General features: G+C 41.8%; 21 protein-coding genes. 19 read left to right on the top strand and 2 right to left on the bottom strand.

The window, feature by feature from the left end; translation table 11 throughout:
* The first annotated feature begins 1 nt into the window (after position 1).
* Positions 2 to 3,580, top strand: coding sequence for a M1 family aminopeptidase (locus tag AN389_RS09520; protein WP_055019695.1), 3,579 nt, complete (start codon positions 2 to 4; stop codon positions 3,578 to 3,580).
* Between the two features lie 393 nt (positions 3,581 to 3,973).
* Here the strand turns inward: AN389_RS09520 and AN389_RS09515 are convergent, their stop codons facing one another.
* Positions 3,974 to 4,660, bottom strand: a complete 687-nt coding sequence (locus tag AN389_RS09515; RefSeq protein WP_055017994.1) for a TorF family putative porin — start codon at positions 4,658 to 4,660, stop codon at positions 3,974 to 3,976.
* Positions 4,661 to 4,939: 279 nt separating this feature from the next.
* Positions 4,940 to 6,103, bottom strand: a complete 1,164-nt coding sequence (locus AN389_RS09510) for a hypothetical protein (RefSeq protein WP_055015421.1) — start codon at positions 6,101 to 6,103, stop codon at positions 4,940 to 4,942.
* Positions 6,104 to 6,414: 311 nt separating this feature from the next.
* Here AN389_RS09510 and AN389_RS09505 point away from each other — a divergent pair, with 311 nt between their 5' ends.
* The 18 genes from AN389_RS09505 to rplQ all read left to right on the top strand — a co-directional run bounded on the left by AN389_RS09505 (position 6,415) and on the right by rplQ (position 17,141).
* The gene (locus AN389_RS09505; protein ID WP_055019694.1) at positions 6,415 to 8,385 is read left to right on the top strand and encodes an AsmA family protein; all 1,971 of its coding nucleotides are present in this window, start codon (positions 6,415 to 6,417) and stop codon (positions 8,383 to 8,385) included.
* Between the two features lie 279 nt (positions 8,386 to 8,664).
* The gene (gene rplN, locus AN389_RS09500) at positions 8,665 to 9,033 is read left to right on the top strand and encodes a 50S ribosomal protein L14 (RefSeq protein ID WP_004589211.1); all 369 of its coding nucleotides are present in this window, start codon (positions 8,665 to 8,667) and stop codon (positions 9,031 to 9,033) included.
* A gap of 10 nt (positions 9,034 to 9,043) precedes the next feature.
* A complete protein-coding gene (rplX, locus tag AN389_RS09495; protein ID WP_004589210.1) occupies positions 9,044 to 9,358 on the top strand; it encodes a 50S ribosomal protein L24 in 315 nt (104 codons plus the stop codon).
* Between the two features lie 16 nt (positions 9,359 to 9,374).
* Positions 9,375 to 9,914: a 50S ribosomal protein L5 gene (gene rplE / locus AN389_RS09490; protein ID WP_010392500.1), complete on the top strand. Its 540-nt coding sequence runs from the start codon at positions 9,375 to 9,377 to the stop codon at positions 9,912 to 9,914.
* A 10-nt stretch (positions 9,915 to 9,924) separates the two neighbouring features.
* On the top strand, positions 9,925 to 10,230 hold the full coding sequence (gene rpsN, locus AN389_RS09485; protein WP_004589208.1) for a 30S ribosomal protein S14: 306 nt from the start codon (positions 9,925 to 9,927) through the stop codon (positions 10,228 to 10,230).
* Between the two features lie 21 nt (positions 10,231 to 10,251).
* Positions 10,252 to 10,644: a 30S ribosomal protein S8 gene (gene rpsH / locus AN389_RS09480; RefSeq protein ID WP_004589207.1), complete on the top strand. Its 393-nt coding sequence runs from the start codon at positions 10,252 to 10,254 to the stop codon at positions 10,642 to 10,644.
* A 13-nt stretch (positions 10,645 to 10,657) separates the two neighbouring features.
* Positions 10,658 to 11,191 (top strand): 50S ribosomal protein L6, encoded by a 534-nt coding sequence (rplF, locus tag AN389_RS09475; RefSeq protein WP_055015419.1) that lies wholly within the window; start codon positions 10,658 to 10,660, stop codon positions 11,189 to 11,191.
* 9 nt (positions 11,192 to 11,200) lie between these two features.
* Entirely contained in the window at positions 11,201 to 11,551 is a 351-nt protein-coding gene (rplR, locus tag AN389_RS09470; protein ID WP_004589205.1) for a 50S ribosomal protein L18, read from the top strand.
* A 9-nt stretch (positions 11,552 to 11,560) separates the two neighbouring features.
* Positions 11,561 to 12,067: a 30S ribosomal protein S5 gene (rpsE, locus tag AN389_RS09465; protein WP_004589204.1), complete on the top strand. Its 507-nt coding sequence runs from the start codon at positions 11,561 to 11,563 to the stop codon at positions 12,065 to 12,067.
* Between the two features lie 2 nt (positions 12,068 to 12,069).
* Complete coding sequence (gene rpmD / locus AN389_RS09460) at positions 12,070 to 12,252, top strand: 50S ribosomal protein L30 (RefSeq protein WP_004589203.1); 183 nt, start codon at positions 12,070 to 12,072, stop codon at positions 12,250 to 12,252.
* Between the two features lie 4 nt (positions 12,253 to 12,256).
* Positions 12,257 to 12,691, top strand: coding sequence for a 50S ribosomal protein L15 (gene rplO / locus AN389_RS09455; RefSeq protein WP_004589202.1), 435 nt, complete (start codon positions 12,257 to 12,259; stop codon positions 12,689 to 12,691).
* Positions 12,692 to 12,701: 10 nt separating this feature from the next.
* A complete protein-coding gene (gene secY, locus AN389_RS09450; RefSeq protein WP_055015418.1) occupies positions 12,702 to 14,030 on the top strand; it encodes a preprotein translocase subunit SecY in 1,329 nt (442 codons plus the stop codon).
* Between the two features lie 22 nt (positions 14,031 to 14,052).
* Positions 14,053 to 14,166: a 50S ribosomal protein L36 gene (gene rpmJ / locus AN389_RS09445; RefSeq protein ID WP_002959476.1), complete on the top strand. Its 114-nt coding sequence runs from the start codon at positions 14,053 to 14,055 to the stop codon at positions 14,164 to 14,166.
* A 125-nt stretch (positions 14,167 to 14,291) separates the two neighbouring features.
* Complete coding sequence (gene rpsM / locus AN389_RS09440) at positions 14,292 to 14,648, top strand: 30S ribosomal protein S13 (RefSeq protein ID WP_004589200.1); 357 nt, start codon at positions 14,292 to 14,294, stop codon at positions 14,646 to 14,648.
* A gap of 12 nt (positions 14,649 to 14,660) precedes the next feature.
* On the top strand, positions 14,661 to 15,047 hold the full coding sequence (gene rpsK, locus AN389_RS09435) for a 30S ribosomal protein S11 (RefSeq protein ID WP_002959471.1): 387 nt from the start codon (positions 14,661 to 14,663) through the stop codon (positions 15,045 to 15,047).
* A 21-nt stretch (positions 15,048 to 15,068) separates the two neighbouring features.
* On the top strand, positions 15,069 to 15,689 hold the full coding sequence (gene rpsD, locus AN389_RS09430) for a 30S ribosomal protein S4 (RefSeq protein ID WP_002959461.1): 621 nt from the start codon (positions 15,069 to 15,071) through the stop codon (positions 15,687 to 15,689).
* Between the two features lie 24 nt (positions 15,690 to 15,713).
* Entirely contained in the window at positions 15,714 to 16,700 is a 987-nt protein-coding gene (locus AN389_RS09425; RefSeq protein ID WP_004589198.1) for a DNA-directed RNA polymerase subunit alpha, read from the top strand.
* Between the two features lie 39 nt (positions 16,701 to 16,739).
* A complete protein-coding gene (rplQ, locus tag AN389_RS09420; RefSeq protein WP_004589197.1) occupies positions 16,740 to 17,141 on the top strand; it encodes a 50S ribosomal protein L17 in 402 nt (133 codons plus the stop codon).
* Positions 17,142 to 17,655: the final 514 nt, after the last annotated feature.

Raw genomic sequence — 17,655 nt, 5'->3', positions numbered from 1 at the left:
TATGTTTTTTAATATGCTCGCGTTTGAGCTGCGCTATTTTGTGCGTCAGCCTTCGTTTTATGTGACCTCATTAATCTTCTTTTTTATGGCATTTTTTATAAGCTCTAGTAGTAAGTTTCCGTTAGGCGGGGCGAATGTTCATATGAACTCGCCTTATACCATTATGGTTTTAACGGTTACCTTTTGTACGCTTGCTATGTTTTTAGTGGTTAACTTTGTTGCAAGCTCTGCGATTCGCAATAGTGAGACCAAAATGGATGAGCTGGTGTTTAGTAAGCCCGTTAACCCGCTTGCTTATCAATCAGGGCGCTTTTTTGGTGCTTACTTGGTTGTGCTCGTTGTTTTTTTAACTGTGCCATTAGGCGTGTTTTTAGGATCTCAATTTGGTTTGTTGGTTGGCTGGCTTGATAGTGAGCTAGTAGGCCCTAATAAGTTTATATATTACGCTGCGCCTTTTTTATATTTAGCCGTGCCAAGTTTATTGGTCCTCAGTGCTATTTTTAATAGTGTGGCGGTTTATTTTAAAACTATGATGGCGGTATATGTAACGGCCGTGGTGATCTACATAAGTTACCAATTGGCGAGTATCTATTTTGATGATTTAGCGTTTAGAAATATTGTTGTTTACGCAGACCCATTTGGCACAGGGTCGTTAATTGACTTAACCCGTTACTGGACTGTAAGTGATAAAAATACGGAAGTGTTAACGCTTTCGGGCGATTTTTTAATTAACCGTATTTTATGGGTAGCACTAAGCTTAGCGATGTTTTTTGGCCTCGGAAAGTTAGGTAATCGCGTAGTAAGTAAAAAACAGAAAAAGCAATTTGCTGTTTCTACGTTTGTAAAAAATAAACAAGCAGCACTTATTAGCAGCGCAAAAAACTACAAGTCAAAAGGGGTCAATACGCAATCGCAATTAGTAATGCGCAGCTTATTTGAGCTCAAGCAGGTTATATTAAGTGCTCCTTTTATGATTTTAGCGGGTGTCAGTATTATTACGTTACTCGCACCACTTTTTGCGCCTATTGGCGCATATGGCACAACAGATTGGCCGCTCACACAAAACATGGTGGGCATTATTCAAAACGCCTCCGCTATATTTATGTTTATTATTATTGCTTATCACAGCGCAGAACTGGTTTGGCGAGAACGCCACAGTGGTATGGGCGATATTGTTGACAGCTTCCCGGTGCATAACAGTGTGTTTTGGGTATCTAAAATTATTGCGTTAATCATTGCAGTCTGTGGCCTTTATTTAGTAGGCATGATGTTTACCATTGCAGTGCAACTTTTTAAGGGGCAATTTAATCTAGAGCTTGGCCAGTACTTATTTAGGTTAGGCTACCTTACATTACTACCTTTAATTATGATGGCTATTTTGGCGTTCTTTTTACAAATAATTAGCCCTAATAAATACATAGGTATGGGTTTATTTATTCTGTATTACATTGCTCAAATGGTAATGGGTGCTTACGGGTTTGAGCATCATATGTATCATTTTTCACAAAGCAGCAGCGTACCGTATTCTGATATAAACGGTTACGGGCATTTTTTACCAGGCGCGCAGTGGTATACCCTATATTGGGGTGCATTGAGTGTGTTTTTAGCTATTGTAGGCTTTGCTTTATGGCATCGTGGCCCGTCGCAAACATTGCGGACTCGTTTATCTTTAGTGCGTTACAACATGTCTTTAAAAGGCCAGATTGCAGCGGTTATAAGTTTATTGGTATTTGTGGGCGCAGGCTATAACATTTATTACAACACCCGTGTAATCAACGAGTTTGTAACAAGTGATGAGATCGAAGCACTACAAGTAAGATATGAGCAAGAGTTTTCACAATACAAAGATTTGCCACTGCCTATAATAACTGATGTTGATTTACACATTGATCTTTACCCTAAAAAGCGTGCTTTAAATGCCGTGGCTAAAATTAAGCTTACCAATACCGCAAATGAGCCAATAACCCGTGTGTTAATTAACGAGCCTAGCCACGCTAAAAGCTGGGATGTAAAAATTGCAGGTGGGAAAATAGTTGAGCGTTTAACCGATTTTGGCATGGTATGGTTTGAGTTTGAACAACCACTAATGCCTAACGAAGTGCGCGAAGGAGAGCTGTCTGTTATTCGTGAACACGACGGTTTTGTTGATAGAAGATCGGATACTCAGCTCGTGCATAACGGTACTTTTATAAATAATAGAGAATTACTACCGCGTTTTGGTTATCAAAAGTATTTTCAAATTGCCGACAAATATGAGCGCCGTAAGCACGACTTACCCGAACTTGAGCGTGCACATAAACTAGAAGATAGCCGTTTTTATACGCAAAATGAGTTTGGTCCTGCTAATGGGTTTATAAACTACAAGGCAACGGTAACCACCGATGAGTCGCAATTTGCTATTACACCAGGCTACTTAAAAAGCGAGAGTGTAAAAGACGGACGACGTACTTTTGTTTATGAAATGGATGCCCCCATTTTAAACTTTTATTCTGTGCTTTCGGCAGAGCTTGAAAGCAAAAAGGTTGAGCATAACGGTATAAATATTGAGGTGTACTACCATAAAGATCATGCATGGAATGTTGACCGTATGATTGAGTCGGTACAAGATTCAATAGATTACTACACGCAAGCCTTTGGGCCATATCAGCATAAGCAGTTACGTATTATTGAGTTTCCTAAGTACCGCTCGTTTGCGCAAAGTTTTGCCAATACGGTGCCTTACTCAGAAAGTATTGGCTTTATTACAGACCTAAGAGATGAGAGTAAAGTTGACTTACCTTACTATGTAACCGCACATGAAGTTGCGCACCAATGGTGGGGGCATCAAGTATCGGGGGCTAATGTAGAGGGCAGTGCCGTTATTTCTGAATCGCTCTCCCAATACAGCGCACTTATGGTGCTAAAAAAACGCTTTGGCGCCGAGAAACTTCGTAAATTTTTAAAGTACGAGTTAGATAAATACTTAATGGGCCGCACAGGCGAAGCCTTTGAAGAAATGCCGCTGTATAAAACGCAGGCTCAACAATACCTTCACTATAATAAAGGCTCAGTTGTGATGATGGCTTTGTATGACCGATTAGGTGAAGAGCGCTTAAATGCCGCACTTAAAGCATTTTTGAATGAGTTTAGGTACCAAGCAACGCCATACCCAACCACACTTGATTTACTTAGTTATTTAAAGCGAGATGCAACACAAGCTGAGCAGCGTTTTATTGATGATCAGTTTAAATATATAACGCTTTATGAGCTTGAAATGAAAGCAGTGTCGGTTACAGATGATGTTGATAGCGAAGGTTTTTATACAGTAACACTGAGCGTTGAAGCAACTAAGCAGCATGCCGATGGGCAAGGTGAAGAAACCGAGCAACCACTCGATGAGCTAATTGATATTGCATTGTTTAGCGATGACCCTGAAAACCTACTTGCTGAAGACTTTGTTATTTACTCGCAAAAGCATCAAATAGTCTCTGGTACTAATACTATTGAGCTAAAAGTAAAAGAAAAACCAGTGTACGCAGGGGTAGACCCGTACATTAATCTTGTTGATAAAGACAGTAAAAACAACCTAGCTAAGTTTTAAAGATTAAAGATTAACGATTAACTGAAAGGCCGCATTTAGTGCGGCCTTTTTTGTTTTAGCTAATGTGTATAACACTAACCCTCAATAATACTTAATTACTTCAAGGCTAAACGTAGTAGCTGGCTGCGTTAAAGCCTCAGATTTAGAGCAACTAAATAGCTTACTTTGGCTAGGTTTCGCCACGTTTCTCTTGCTTCAGAGTAAATTAGTCAATTAAGCGAGTTGGCATTACGGGTAAATGATTTAACAGCATGGTGGTAGTGATTGATTAACTGGTGCACATGGAAGAGCGCATTAGTTCTAAACTTAGAGGGCGTTATGGGTATTTAGGCTGCCCTAAACGAGAAAAGGGCCAAAAGGCCCTTAGTGTTGCAGCAAGTAACACATTTTGTTTTAAAGCGTAAAGTCTACCGCGTAACCTACGTAAACTTTAACATCTGACTCATCCATGTCGGTGTCAGATACGCCAAAAGTAAAACCATCTTTTGATACAGAGATACCATAATCAATAATATTATCATCGCCTATAAAGTCGCCAGAGTAGTGGCCTAAGTGCAGCGCAACCTCAGTGCCATTACTGCCAACAGCAAAGCTGTAATCGGCATTTAGGTATAGCGAATCGCCAAAGTCAGTACCATCACCGTCAGCAGCTGAAGTAGCAAGTACTGCAGCACCAAAAGTAAAACCTTCTACACTAATGCTACCGTAAATCTCAGAGAAATCAGCATCTGCCTCAGAAGCTGCATCTGGGTAAGCGTAATAAATGTAACCTACATCGTAGCTAACTGTCTCATTAATATCACCGCCAAAGCCAGCGTATAGGTCTAGCTCATACGTCATTTCATCGGCCCAAGATGCATTTGAGACCCAAGTGCCTGCATAAAAGCCCGACTCGTTAGCGTAATCAATACCGCCAGAAATAGCAGCATCGCCCCCAGTTTGCTCTTGTCCACGCCATAAGTAGTTAGACGTAGCCGCTGCGTTTGCGGTTACCTCTGCATGCACGGCTGTTGATGTTAAAGATGTAGCACCTAATAAAGCGATTGCGCTAATTGCGATAGTTTTTTTTAGTTTTAGCATGTCCATTTCCCGTTGTATGATTTTTTTACCGCCTAGGTTTTTATTCTCTTATTGGCAACCCTTTGGCTAGCGGCGTTTTATTGTTTAACTGGAAATAGAATTGCACTGTATGTGCCAGCTCAAAATTATTTGGTTGAAACTGGTTTTTTGTTCTTTTATAACAAGGTGTTAAAGGATTTTCGAAAAAGGAGGTAATTAGGGTGATAGTAAAGAAACGCACACTGCTGGTGCATAATTTAACCTAACTGCACCAGAAAAATACAGTTAGGTTAGGTAAATTTAGCCAAATATAGTGCGCATGAGACTAATTGTTTCGTTTACTCCGCGCCCTTTTTGTACTTCGCTAATAATAGAGTCGCGTTTGCTACGAATATGCTCAGGAATGTCATCGGCTGCAAGTGCGCGGTCTACAAGTATTTCGGCTGACTCTTTGCCTCTACGTTGTGGTTTTCCCGCACTTGTTGTGCTGCGTTTAGGTTTGTTTAATAACTTAATATAATTTGAATTGTCGGCCGTGCTGGCATCTGCATAGTAAAAAAAGCACGGTAGTAATGCTTTTATACTGACCAGTTGCTCTTCTAGTTCATTGCTGCCATTAGCCATTTTAAACCACGACATAGCATGAATGCTTTGTACTATATCTTGCCAGTAGCGCTCAAAGTCGCGATTGTTTAGTTTTGTAATACCTAAAGCTGCGCATAATGCATCAAGACGGCTATTACTAATTGGCGTAAATACATCTGGGCGGCGCATTGCTAATAAACGTGTAGCAGGGGCAAGGGTAGGTTTTTCATCGCTACCGTTAAAGGCAAGTAAATAAGCAACAACAAACTGTTGGTAATCAGCTTCGCTCACATCTCCTTCAAGCGGAATGTTAGCAAGTGCATCGTCAAACGCGCCAGGTAAGTCGGCTAGCATTTGATGAAAACCTTTTGCACTTTTTGTTGATGCAAACCATTCAACATCAAAGTTATAGGTGCTTGGATCGAGCGTAGCAGTGTGTTTACCACTAAATGCCAGTAAATCCTCTGGGATCATGTCTTTTAATGCTTGCTCACGAATGGTGTGCAAATACGTGGTAAGGCGAAGCTGTTCTTCCAGTGCAATAAGTTCTTTATGTTGCTCTACAAACATACTAATAACAGGCCAAGGTGCTACACGTAGTGTTTTAAGCTGTAAAAAGCTAATTGCAGAGGTTAGCTGATCGTGCAGCTTTTTTAAAACGGGTAGCTGTTTTGGCTCTAGTAAGTCGTAATTTATGCGGTCTTTACTTGCACTTAGTAGCTCATAACACCAGCCTAAAAAATCCTCTGGGTGGTTTTCTACTTTCACGGCCATTAGGTTTAGGCTTAGTTCTGAAGCTTGCTTCAAGATGTTTTGGTAAATTTGACTTTCTTGTTCGCCTAGCGCCATTTTTGACGGTGAAATTAGCAGTTTTTTCATGCCTTGTAGAGTCTCCGAGTAGATACATTTTTTAGCTGCTTTATTTTAGCGCAAATACGCCAATAGCAACAGGGCCGTGCATCATACCTAACAATTCAAGGGATGCAATGTTGTAGGGTTTAATACTTGGCTAGATTTAAATTTGATGAGCTTTACTTTTAGTCACCAATTTCGCAAAGTTTACTTTTAAGCATAAATTCATCTCAAATTAAATAAATTACAATAAACAGCTTTTTTGTCGCAACGACAATGATTTTAAAGCTAACACTCGCTATGATAAGAACATTATTTGCACGTTTGAAAGGATGATCATGAAGACCTTACTCAAAATTGTTGGTGTAATACTCTTACTTTGTATTGCGTTAATTATTGCCGCTCCGTTTTTAATTCCAACTGATACTATTTTTAATAAAGTATCTGAACAGGTTGAAAAAACAACAGGGCGCACACTTACTATTAAAGGTGATAAAACGCTTAGTGTATTTCCTGCATTAAAGTTAGAGCTTAACGATGTGCACTTTGCAAATATGCAGACAGGCTCGCGCGACGACATGGCCAGTATGGAGCAATTAGCTGTGCATATACCCTGGTTATCGTTATTTGGTGGTGAGTTTAAACTTGATAAGTTTGTTATTAACGAACCCAATATTTTATTAGAAACTGATAAAAACGGTAAAGCTAACTGGCAGTTGTTTGATGCTGTAGCAGCGCAGCCGCAAGAGCAAACTCAATCTGGTGGGGCTGTTAAGCTACCAGAGAATTTTGATATAGAGCTAGGTGAAGTGGCTATTTACGGTGGTACATTTACTTACCTAGATGGGCAAACTGGCGCTAAACAGCAAATTAGTGACCTAGAGCTGGCTATTTTATTACCATCACTGCGTAAAACATTAGAGATCAAAGGCGGCATTACATATATGCAAGAGCGCTTTGAACTAGATGTAAAACTTGATACGCCAGCAAAGGCTATTGAAGGGGCGATGTTTGAGGTTACTCAAAGCGTAGACTCTCGCTTGGTCGACCTTACTTTTAACGGCAGTATTGCGCAACAAGGAAAAGATATAAAAGGTGAGTTAGCGCTCAGTGGTGACTCTGTTAAAGAGCTAGCAATTTGGCAGGGAGTAGACTTAAACGCCAAAGAAAATGCATTTAATGCGTTTAGCGTAAACGGCAAAATGCACCTTATAAATGATACGTTTAACCTAGAAGAGCTGATTGCTACCCTAGATGAATTAGAGATTAAAGGTAAAAGTGAAGTTAACTTAGGAAATAAACTAGCGGTTAATGCCGACATAGACCTAGGTATGCTTGATCTAAATCCATACTTACCGGAGGCAGTAGCCAAGCAACAAGCGCCGCAAAGCGAAGAACCTAAAGCCGCACAGCCGATTGTTTGGGACGATACTAAAATTGATTTAAGCGCATTAAATGCACTTAATGCTAACGTAGTTATTCGTTCAAGCGGTTTAAAAGCGAATGATATTAAGCTCGGTGCGAATCAATTTACAGTCGACTTAAACAACAGCGTTGCTAAATTAAGTTTAGATAGCTTTAAAGCCTATGAGGGCACAGGTAAAGGGGTTATCAACATAAATGCCCAGCAAACGCCTTATAAAATAAGCACAAATTTTGATTTAACCGACATAGATGCGCAGCCACTACTCACAGATGCAGCTGGCTTTGATAAACTTATGGGTAAAGGGTCATTAAATTGGAACTTAACTACGACTGGTCAAAGTCAAAAAACCTTTATTGATGGATTAAACGGCAAGGTTGATTTTGAATTTGCTGATGGGGCTGTTAAGGGCGCAAACGTCGCTGAAATGGTTCGTAAGGGTAAAGAGCTTATTACAGGTAACTTGGGCGCGGTAAGCGAAGGGCTAGATACAGGCTTTGAAGAATCTGAGCAAACAGATTTTTCTGCGCTCACCGGTAGCTTTAATTTTACGAATGGCGTGGGACATAATAACGACCTATCCCTGATGAGCCCACTTATTCGTATTACAGGTGAGGGCGATGTAGATTTGCCTAAAACCAATGTTGATTATCGGTTAGTGACCGGCATTGTTGATTCAATTGAAGGACAAGGCACTACAGATGACAGCACGGGCTTTAAAATCCCACTGCGAATAAAAGGCCCATTCCATGACGTTGGCTTTAAGCTAGATGTAAGCAATGCACTTAAAGATAAAGCAAAGCAAAAGCTAGACGATGCCAAAGAAAAAGCAAAAGAGAAAGCCAAGGACAAGGTTAAAGATAAACTAAAAGGCTTATTTGGCTAAAGCTAATAAGCAACCACAAATAAATAATTAAGGCGCTATTAGCGCCTTGGTTGTTTTATAACCACTTGTAAAATAGCTACATAGCGGTTTTTACTCAGTTTTAATCTGGCCTTCACTCAAATTAATTAAAAAATAACCTACCACTCACTAGCCAATGCTGGTACAATTGCCCGCCCTTAAGAGACAACTCCGTTGTTTTTAGAGTGGGATTTAATCGAAGTGCCTTGATTTTAAACAAATTTAAGGCAAGTTGTAATTACTACACCGGAGGTCATTAACATGATCCAAATGCAAACTCAGCTGGAAGTTGCTGATAACAGCGGCGCTCGCAAAGTGCAGTGTATAAAAGTCCTTGGTGGTTCACACCGTCGCTATGCGGCAGTTGGCGATATCATTAAAGTTTCTGTGAAAGAAGCTATTCCTCGCGGTAAAGTGAAGAAAGGTGATGTTAAAAACGCGGTAGTTGTGCGTACCAAAAAAGGCGTTCGTCGTCCGGACGGTTCTCTGATCCGTTTCGATAGCAATGCGGCTGTTATCTTAAATGATAACTTGCAGCCAATTGGTACTCGTATCTTCGGCCCTGTGACTCGTGAGCTTCGTAATGACAAGTTCATGAAAATTGTTTCACTAGCCCCAGAAGTACTGTAAGGAGTCTATCATGGCAGCAAAAATCCGTCGTGATGACGAAGTAATCGTACTAGCAGGTAAAGACAAAGGTAAGCGCGGCAAAGTGCTTTCAGTTGTTACCGAGTCTGGTCGAGTATTTGTCGAAGGCATTAACTTAATCAAGAAACACCAAAAGCCGGTTCCACAATTGAACCAAGCTGGCGGCATTGTTGAGAAAGAAGCGTCTATCGACGTATCAAACGTTGCGATCTACAACTCGGAAACGAGTAAAGCAGATCGTGTAGGTTTCAAGATTGAAGATGGTAAGAAATTACGTATCTTTAAATCTACTGGTAAAACTATCTAATAGTTGGAGTAGAATGATGGCGAAACTGCATGAAGTATATAAAGACAAAGTAGTTGCTGAGCTTCAAGAGAAGTTTGGTTTCAGCTCTGTCATGCAAGTCCCTCAGATCGAAAAGATCACATTAAATATGGGCGTGGGCGAAGCCCTAGCTGACAAGAAGATTTTAGATAACGCTGTAGCGGATCTAGAAGCTATCTCTGGTCAGAAACCTTTAATCACTAAAGCACGCAAATCTGTTGCTGGCTTTAAAGTGCGTGAAGGCTACCCAATTGGCTGTAAAGTAACCTTACGCGGCGAGCGTATGTGGGACTTTTTTGAGCGTTTGGTATCAATCGCTATCCCACGTATCCGTGACTTCCGTGGTGTGAGTGCTAAGTCTTTTGATGGACGTGGTAACTACAGCATGGGCGTACGTGAACAAATCATCTTCCCAGAAATTGATTACGATAAAGTAGACCGTGTACGCGGTATGGATATCACAATCACAACTTCTGCGAAATCTGATGAGGAAGGCCGTGCGTTGTTAGAAGCGTTTAACTTCCCATTCAAGAAATAAGGGTAGGGTTATGGCAAAGAATTCTATGAAAGCGCGCGAAGCAAAGCGCACTAAACTAGTTGCTCAGTACGCTGAAAAGCGTGCAGCACTAAAAGCTATCATCAGCGATGTTAACGCATCTGAAGATGATCGTTGGGACGCGGTACTTAAGCTTCAAGCTTTACCACGTGATTCTAGCCCTGCACGTCAACGTAATCGTTGTAACATTACGGGCCGCCCACATGGTTTCCTTCGCAAATTCGGCATGAGCCGTATTAAAGTTCGCGAAGCAGCTATGCGCGGTGAAATTCCTGGCCTTAAAAAGGCTAGCTGGTAATAGTATCACGGGAGTAAGACTATGAGCTTGCAAGATCCTATCGCGGATTTGTTCACACGTATCCGTAACGGTCAATCAGCGAAGAAAGTATCAGTAACGATGCCAACTTCAAAGCTGAAAGTAGCAGTAGCTAAAGTATTAAAAGACGAAGGTTACATCGCAGATTTCGCAGTAAACAGCGAAGCGAAACCTGAGCTTTCTATCGAGTTGAAATACTTCGAAGGCAAAGCTGTAATTGAAAATATCCAGCGTGTTAGCCGCCCTGGTCTACGTATCTATAAGAAACGTGACGAATTACCGAAGGTAATGGGTGGTCTTGGTATCGCTATCGTATCAACTTCTAAAGGCCTAATGACAGACCGCGCAGCACGTAGTGCTGGTGTTGGTGGTGAAATCATTGGCTTTGTAGCTTAATCGGAGGGGAACTATGTCTCGCATAGCAAAGGCACCAATCAATGTTCCTGCCGGTGTAGAAGTTACATTAAAAGGCCAGGACATCACAGTTAAAGGCAAAAACGGTGAATTAACGCGTACTATCAACGATGCAGTTGAAGTACAAATTAATGACAACGTTATTACAACTTTACCTCGTGAAGGCGTAGCTAATGCATGGGCACAAGCAGGTACTGCTCGCGCTCTTATCAACAACATGGTTGTTGGTACGCATGAAGGTTACGAGAAGAAACTTCAGTTAGTAGGTGTTGGTTACCGTGCAGCAGCTAAGGGTAAAGTTTTAGACTTAACACTTGGTTTCTCGCACCCAGTTAATTTCGAAGTTCCTGAAGGAATTACGATTGAAACTCCAAGCCAAACAGAAGTTCTAGTTAAGGGCGTAGATAAGCAGTTAGTTGGTCAAACAGCTGCTAACATTCGTGCATACCGTAAACCTGAGCCTTACAAAGGTAAAGGTGTTCGTTACGCAGATGAGAATGTACGCCGTAAAGAGGCTAAGAAGAAGTAAGGTAAGACGATGGATAAAAAAACAGCTCGTCTACGTCGTGCTAAACGCACTCGTAGAAATTATATTGAACAAGGCACAACGCGTCTTGTTATCCACCGCACGCCACGTCACATTTACGCTCAAGTAGTTAATGCTGAGGGTACTGTACTGGCTGCTGCTTCTACTGTTGAGAAAGCTATTAGCGAAACAGTTAAAGGCACAGGCAACGTTTCAGCTGCACAAGCAGTTGGTAAAGCGGTTGCAGAACGTGCGGCTGACAAAGGCATCGAAAAGATTGCTTTTGATCGCAGTGGCTTTAAATATCACGGCCGTGTGAAGGCGCTAGCTGATGCTGCGCGTGAAGCCGGTTTGCAATTCTAGGAGTAGACAATGGCTAACGTAGAAGCAAAGCAACAACAGCCTGATTTAGCTGAAAAGCTAATCGCGGTAAACCGTGTGTCTAAAGTAGTTAAAGGTGGTCGTATCTTTAGCTTCACTGCACTAACTGTAGTTGGTGATGGCGCAGGTAAAGTAGGTTTTGGTTATGGTAAAGCACGTGAAGTTCCAGCTGCTATTCAAAAAGCAATGGAAAAAGCACGTCGCAACATGATCAATGTAGACCTAAATGGCAACACATTACAGCATCCTGTTAAAGGACGTCATGCTGGCTCACAAGTGTTCATGAAACCAGCATCAGAAGGTACTGGTATCATCGCAGGTGGTGCTATGCGTGCAGTACTAGAAGTTACTGGTGTGCAGAACGTACTTTCTAAATGTTACGGTTCTACCAACCCGATCAACGTAGTACGTGCAACGATTCAAGCTCTAGAGAACATGAACTCTCCAGAGTCAATCGCTGCTAAACGTGGTCTGCGCGTAGACGAAATTCTGGGGTAACCATGGCAAATAAAACTGTAAAAGTAACACAAGTAAAGAGCTCTATCGGTCGTTTACCGAAGCATAAAGCTACATTACGCGGTCTTGGTTTACGTCGTATCAACCACACTGTTGAGTTAGAAGACACAGCATGTGTACGTGGTATGATCAACCGAGTTTCTTACATGGTAAAGGTAGAGGGTTAATTTCATGCATTTGAATACACTTTCACCTGCTGCAGGTTCTAAAACTGCTCCAAAACGTGTTGGTCGTGGTATCGGTTCTGGTCTTGGTAAGACTGGTGGCCGTGGTCACAAAGGTCAAAAATCACGTTCTGGCGGTAAAGTACGCGTTGGTTTTGAGGGCGGTCAAATGCCTATGCAACGTCGTCTACCTAAATTTGGTTTCACTTCACGCAAATCGTTAGTATCTGCAGAAGTAAACCTTTTTGAAATCGCTAAAGTTGAAGGCGATGTGGTAGACCTAAACGCGTTACAAGCAGCTGGTCTAGTTAAAAAGAACGTTCTGTTCGTTAAAGTTGTTAAATCTGGCGAAGTTTCACGCGCTGTTACCGTTAAAGGCCTTAAGGCTTCTAAAGGTGCTCGCGAAGCTATTGAAGCTGCCGGAGGCAAGGTAGAAGACTAAGGAAGTACTGATGGCTAAACCAGGTCAAGATACACAAAGTGCACAAAGTGGACTTTCGGAATTGAAGCGTCGATTACTATTTGTTTTAGGTGCTATCATTATTTACCGTCTAGGTTCATTTGTGCCAATCCCTGGGATTGACGCCGCTGTACTTGCCGATTTCTTCGAGCAACAAAAGGGCACCATTGTTGAGATGTTCAACATGTTTAGCGGTGGTGCGCTTGAGCGAGCTTCAGTGTTAGCACTGGGTATTATGCCGTATATCTCGGCTTCGATTATTACGCAACTATTAACGCATATGTATCCTCCGTTTATAGAGCTTAAGAAAGAAGGCGAGCAAGGGCGTAAAAAAATTAGCCAGTACACACGCTATGGCACGCTTGTGCTTGCTACTATCCAATCAATCGGTATTGCGACTAGCTTACCGGGCATGATGGAAGGGTTAGTTGTTAACCCTGGTATCGGTTTCTACTTCACCGCTGTGGTGAGTTTGGTTACAGGTACTATGTTCCTAATGTGGTTGGGCGAGCAAATAACTGAACGTGGTATCGGTAACGGTATCTCAGTTCTAATATTTGTTGGTATTGTAGCTAACCTGCCGTCTGCTATTGGTTCGACAGCCGAAATGGCGCGCCAAGGTGATTTGAATGTTTTTGTACTGTTGATGGTTGCGGTTATAGTATTCGCTGTTACTTATCTTGTAGTGTTTTTCGAACGAGGACAACGTCGTATCGTTGTTAACTACGCTAAACGCCAACAAGGTCGTCAAGTATTTGCTGCTCAAAGCACGCATTTACCACTAAAAGTAAATATGGCGGGTGTTATTCCACCAATCTTTGCTAGCAGTATAATTCTGTTCCCTGGTACAATTGCAAGCTGGTTCGGCCAGGGTGAAGGTCCGGTCGCTGATGTGCTACAAGCTATTGCAACAACGTTGACTCCTGGTCAACCTTTGTATGCGATGGTATTAGCTGCAGCTATCATCTTCTTCTGCTTTTTCTACACAGCGTTGGTTTTTAACCCGCGTGAAACAGCAGACAACCTGAAGAAATCTGGCGCATTTATCCCAGGTATTCGTCCAGGTGAGCAGACATCTAAATACATTGATAAAGTGATGACACGCCTGACATTGGCAGGTGCTTTGTATATAACCTTTATCTGTCTGGTGCCCGAATTCATGACTATGGCATGGCAAACGCCATTCTATTTCGGCGGTACATCAATTTTGATTATCGTTGTAGTAATCATGGACTTTATGGCACAAGTACAGACTCACCTGATGTCACATCAGTATGATTCTGTGCTGAAAAAAGCGAACCTTAAAGGCTACGGCCGATAAGGTCAGTTTACGGAGTTGAGCAATGAAAGTACGTGCTTCCGTTAAGAAAATATGCCGTAACTGTAAAGTTATTAAACGTGCTGGTGTAGTACGCGTAATTTGCAGTGAGCCTAAGCATAAGCAAAGGCAAGGCTAAGTAAACAGTCGTGCAGGCTGAGATTTCTCGGCCTGTGTTTTTAGTTGTGATTTGGTCTTCGTTTGAGTATCCTTACGGGCTTTTCAAACTTTTGATTACCAAATTCAAATATAGGAGATGTGTTAGTGGCCCGTATCGCTGGCATTAACGTCCCTGATCATAAACATGCAGTTATTGGTTTAACAGCAATTTATGGCATAGGTAAGACTCGCTCTAAGGCTATCTTAGAAGCGACTGGTATCGCCGAGACCACAAAAATCGGTGAACTTTCAGACGAAACTCTTGACGTACTGCGTGATGCAGTTGGCAAGTACACTGTAGAAGGTGACCTTCGTCGTGAAGTTACTCTAAATATCAAGCGCCTTATGGACCTTGGTTGTTTCCGTGGCCTACGTCACCGTCGCTCTTTACCACTACGTGGTCAAAGAACAAAGACTAATGCGCGTACCCGTAAGGGTCCTCGTAAGCCTATTAAGCGATAAGGGGATAGTATTATGGCTAAGACACCAATTCGTCGTAAAAAGGTTAAAAAGCAAGTTGCTGATGGTATGGCTCATGTTCATGCGTCTTTCAACAACACTATTGTAACAATTACCGACCGTCAAGGTAATGCATTATCATGGGCAACTGCCGGTGGTTCAGGTTTCCGTGGTTCACGTAAATCTACACCATTTGCTGCTCAGGTTGCTGCAGAGCGTGCAGGTACTGCTGCTCAAGAATACGGTTTAAAAAATCTAGAAGTTTTCATTAAAGGTCCAGGTCCAGGTCGTGAATCTGCTGTACGTGCTTTGAATGCTGCTGGTTACCGTATCACCAACATTACTGACGTGACGCCAATACCACATAATGGTTGTCGTCCACCGAAGAAACGTCGCGTTTAACAATAGGTTAGGAGAAATAACATGGCAAGATATTTGGGCCCTAAGCTCAAGCTGAGTCGTCGTGAAGGTACTGACCTGTTCCTTAAGAGCGGCGTAAGAGCTATCGACTCTAAGTGTAAACTTGAGACTGCACCTGGTCAGCACGGCGCTCGTAAAGGTCGCTTATCTGATTACGGTTTACAATTACGTGAAAAGCAAAAAGTACGTCGTATCTACGGTGTATTAGAAAAGCAATTCCGTAATTACTACAAAGAAGCTGCTCGCCTTAAAGGTAATACAGGTGAAAACTTGTTACAGCTTTTAGAGCAACGTTTAGACAATGTTGTATATCGCATGGGTTTTGCTAGCACACGCGCTGAAGCACGTCAGTTAGTAAGCCACAAAGCGATTTTAGTTAATGGTCGTGTTGTGAATATTCCTTCATACGTAATTACTCCAGAAGATACTGTAGTAATCCGTGAGAAGTCTAAAACACAAGCACGTATCATCGCTGCTCTAGAGTTGGCTGAGCAACGTGAAAAGCCGACTTGGGTTGAAGTTGACGGTAAGAAATTGGAAGGTAGCTTTAAGCGCCTACCTGAGCGTTCAGATCTGTCTGCGGACATTAATGAACAACTAATCGTCGAACTTTACTCTAAGTAAAGTTAAGAGTTAAGAGAGGATAAAATGCAGGGTTCTGTTACAGAATTTCTAAAACCAAGGTTAGTCGATATCGACGCTATCAACCCAACGCGTTCTAAAGTAGTTTTAGAACCACTAGAGCGTGGCTTTGGTCATACTCTGGGTAATGCCTTACGCCGTATACTGTTATCATCTATGCCTGGATGTGCAGTAACTGAAGTTGAAATCGACGGTGTATTGCATGAGTACAGCGCGAAAGAAGGCGTACAAGAAGACATCATTGAAATACTACTAAACCTAAAAGGTCTAGCAGTAACGTTAGAAGGCAAAGATGAAGTTTTTCTGACCCTGACTAAATCTGGTGTAGGCCCTGTGACTGCGGCTGATATTCAGCACGATGGCGATGTAACAATTGCTAATCCAGATCACGTTATTTGTCATTTAACGACAGATAGCAGCGAGATCAGCATGCGTATTCGTGTTGAGCGTGGTCGTGGTTATGTGCCGGCATCTAGTCGTTTATCCTCTGATGACGATGAGCGTCCAATTGGTCGATTGCTGCTTGATGCATCATTCAGCCCAGTTGAACGTATTGCGTACTCGGTTGAATCAGCCCGTGTTGAGCAACGTACAGACTTAGACAAGTTAATCATTGATATGGAAACAAACGGCACTTTAGATCCTGAAGAAGCGATCCGCCGTGCGTCTACTATCTTAGCTGAGCAATTAGATGCATTCGTAGATTTACGTGATGTAACTGAGCCAGAAGAGAAAGAAGAGAAGCCAGAATTCGATCCTATTCTACTTCGTCCAGTTGATGATCTTGAACTAACAGTACGTTCAGCAAACTGTTTGAAAGCCGAGCAAATTCAATATATCGGTGATTTAGTTCAGCGCACTGAAGTTGAGCTTCTTAAAACGCCTAATCTAGGTAAGAAGTCTCTAACTGAAATAAAAGACGTGCTAGCTTCACGTGGTCTTTCTCTAGGCATGCGCCTAGAAAATTGGCCGCCTGCAAGCCTAGCTGAATAATCTAAATCACTATATTAGTTTAGTTAGAAGGATAGGGTCATGCGCCATCGTAAGAGTGGTCGTCAATTAAACCGTAACAGTAGCCATCGTAAAGCGATGTTCAGCAATATGGCAGGTTCTTTGGTGAAACATGAAATCATCAAAACTACTTTGCCTAAAGCGAAAGAGTTACGCCGTGTAATTGAACCTTTAATCACACTGGCTAAGACTGACAGTGTAGCAAATCGCCGTTTAGCGTTTGCTCGCACGCGTGATAATGAAGTAGTTGGTAAATTGTTCAGCGAAATCGGTCCTCGTAATACAGACCGTCCAGGTGGTTACACTCGTATTCTTAAGTGTGGCTTCCGTGCTGGTGATAATGCACCAATGGCTTATATTGAACTAGTGGGTCGCCCAGCGACTAACGAAGAAGTTCAAGAAGACGCGCAGTCTGCAGAGTAAGTCTTTAAAGAGACACCAAAAAGCCGAGCTTATGCTCGGCTTTTTAATACCAAAGATTTGATAAACAAATTGTTTGAGTTATTCTATCTATTTATCTACTTATCTACTTATCTACTTATCTACTTATCTACTTATCTACTTATCTACTTATCTACTTATCTACTTATCAATTTTAAGAATTTTTAGCTTAAGAAATGAATGGGCCTATCTAGTAAGCTTTAATAGTACTTATAAACTTATTATAGAGCTTTACTTAATGGGTAAGTTATAAATAAGCGCAATCACAGCATTCATTTACATAAAAGCACTACTATCATCTAAATAAAGGCTACTTTTAGTTGTGTTTTTGAGCGTTTAGCTCAAATACGCAGCGAACAGTCATTTATTTTAAGTTTTCTTAAAAAAAGGGTTGATCTGTTTTCGGATCTCCCTATAATGCGACCCCACTGAGACGGCAGAGCAGGCAACGCTTAGCGAGGCAAGCAAGCTACTTAGTGAGTCGAGTAAAACTTCG

Origin of the sequence: Pseudoalteromonas sp. P1-7a (assembly GCF_001401855.1) — a bacterium.
Classification (GTDB): Bacteria; Pseudomonadota; Gammaproteobacteria; order Enterobacterales; family Alteromonadaceae; genus Pseudoalteromonas.
The sequence above is the reverse complement of the archived record's forward strand: the minus strand, read 5'-3'. Positions and strand labels throughout refer to the sequence as shown.

Coding starts and splice junctions, on each gene's coding strand:
- AN389_RS09520 (WP_055019695.1), top strand. CDS start 2: ATGTTTTTTAATATGCTCGCGTTTGAGCTGCGCTATTTTGTGCGTCAG.
- AN389_RS09515 (WP_055017994.1), bottom strand. CDS start 4,660: ATGCTAAAACTAAAAAAAACTATCGCAATTAGCGCAATCGCTTTATTA.
- AN389_RS09510 (WP_055015421.1), bottom strand. CDS start 6,103: ATGAAAAAACTGCTAATTTCACCGTCAAAAATGGCGCTAGGCGAACAA.
- AN389_RS09505 (WP_055019694.1), top strand. CDS start 6,415: ATGAAGACCTTACTCAAAATTGTTGGTGTAATACTCTTACTTTGTATT.
- rplN (WP_004589211.1), top strand. CDS start 8,665: ATGATCCAAATGCAAACTCAGCTGGAAGTTGCTGATAACAGCGGCGCT.
- rplX (WP_004589210.1), top strand. CDS start 9,044: ATGGCAGCAAAAATCCGTCGTGATGACGAAGTAATCGTACTAGCAGGT.
- rplE (WP_010392500.1), top strand. CDS start 9,375: ATGGCGAAACTGCATGAAGTATATAAAGACAAAGTAGTTGCTGAGCTT.
- rpsN (WP_004589208.1), top strand. CDS start 9,925: ATGGCAAAGAATTCTATGAAAGCGCGCGAAGCAAAGCGCACTAAACTA.
- rpsH (WP_004589207.1), top strand. CDS start 10,252: ATGAGCTTGCAAGATCCTATCGCGGATTTGTTCACACGTATCCGTAAC.
- rplF (WP_055015419.1), top strand. CDS start 10,658: ATGTCTCGCATAGCAAAGGCACCAATCAATGTTCCTGCCGGTGTAGAA.
- rplR (WP_004589205.1), top strand. CDS start 11,201: ATGGATAAAAAAACAGCTCGTCTACGTCGTGCTAAACGCACTCGTAGA.
- rpsE (WP_004589204.1), top strand. CDS start 11,561: ATGGCTAACGTAGAAGCAAAGCAACAACAGCCTGATTTAGCTGAAAAG.
- rpmD (WP_004589203.1), top strand. CDS start 12,070: ATGGCAAATAAAACTGTAAAAGTAACACAAGTAAAGAGCTCTATCGGT.
- rplO (WP_004589202.1), top strand. CDS start 12,257: ATGCATTTGAATACACTTTCACCTGCTGCAGGTTCTAAAACTGCTCCA.
- secY (WP_055015418.1), top strand. CDS start 12,702: ATGGCTAAACCAGGTCAAGATACACAAAGTGCACAAAGTGGACTTTCG.
- rpmJ (WP_002959476.1), top strand. CDS start 14,053: ATGAAAGTACGTGCTTCCGTTAAGAAAATATGCCGTAACTGTAAAGTT.
- rpsK (WP_002959471.1), top strand. CDS start 14,661: ATGGCTAAGACACCAATTCGTCGTAAAAAGGTTAAAAAGCAAGTTGCT.
- rpsD (WP_002959461.1), top strand. CDS start 15,069: ATGGCAAGATATTTGGGCCCTAAGCTCAAGCTGAGTCGTCGTGAAGGT.
- AN389_RS09425 (WP_004589198.1), top strand. CDS start 15,714: ATGCAGGGTTCTGTTACAGAATTTCTAAAACCAAGGTTAGTCGATATC.
- rplQ (WP_004589197.1), top strand. CDS start 16,740: ATGCGCCATCGTAAGAGTGGTCGTCAATTAAACCGTAACAGTAGCCAT.